This window comes from Polynucleobacter sp. AP-Kaivos-20-H2 (genome assembly GCF_018882215.1).
Lineage (GTDB): Bacteria > Pseudomonadota > Gammaproteobacteria > Burkholderiales > Burkholderiaceae > Polynucleobacter.
This window is the reverse complement of sequence record NZ_JACVOX010000012.1, coordinates 1-1,008: the sequence shown is the minus strand read 5'-3', so window position 1 is coordinate 1,008 and position 1,008 is coordinate 1. Positions and strand designations below refer to the sequence as shown.

The following is a 1,008-nucleotide window of genomic DNA, read 5'->3' as shown; positions in this document are numbered from 1 at the left end:
ATTGGCAATACCGGAACTGCGATCTCTACTACCTTTAGTGGTGGGGTGACGGGAACTAATAACTTAGTTATTAGCGAAGGTGCTACAAACGGTACGATTACTTTTGCTACAGGCTCCTTAAACAACACCGGCACGATCACCAACTCAGGTTCTGGCACAGGTACAACGACCATTAGCGCGACAGTCGGTTCTAACGTGACTGGTATTACTGAATCGAGTAGTACTTCAGCCTTAACGATTAGTGGCGCCATTACTCCTAAATCTACTGGCAGCACTTTTACGAATAGTGGCACCGCCGCCTTAACCATATCGGGTGGCATCAGCGGTACTGGCAATGTCACCTTTAATAACAATAGTTCAGGAACGACTACTGTCTCTGGTACCACTCTTAACAATACCGGCACGATCACCAACTCTGGTTCTGGCACAGGTACAACGACCATTAGCGCCGCAGTTGGCTCTAACGTGACTGGTATTACTGAATCGAGTAGTACTTCTGCTTTAACCCTCTCCGGTACAAACTCCTACACTGGTGGTACTACGATTACTGCGGGTACCATCAACGCTGGTAGTGGCAATGCGCTAGGTACTGGTGGAGTAGGTATCGGATCCTCAGGAATACTCAATCTTACTTATAGCGGCACAGTTACTTTAGGCTCTACTTTATCGATGAGCACCGGTGCCTCGATTACCAACAGTGCCAATACCTCTAGCTTGTCTGTCGCTGGTGCTAGCACTCTCAATGGCTCTATTACTACTACTGGTACACAAACCTATACCGGTGCAGTCACCTTAGGCGCTAATGCAGCGCTTACTACTACCAATAGCAATATCACCTTTAGCTCCACTGTAGACAGTACTGCTGGTAGTTACTATGGCCTATCGATTACCAACGGCACGGGTACTACTGCCCTTGGTGGAGTAGTCGGTGCTAACAGCGCTACTAGTGCACTGGGATACCTGTGTATTAACGCTACTGGATGCTCCGCATCGGCTGTAGGCACTACT

The 1,008-nt window shown here is 48.4% G+C and carries 1 protein-coding gene; it reads left to right on the top strand.

The window, feature by feature from the left end; all coding sequences use genetic code 11:
• Positions 1 to 1,008 (top strand): beta strand repeat-containing protein (locus tag ICE89_RS11655; RefSeq protein ID WP_370625373.1); only part of this gene is annotated, 1,008 nt, incomplete at both ends.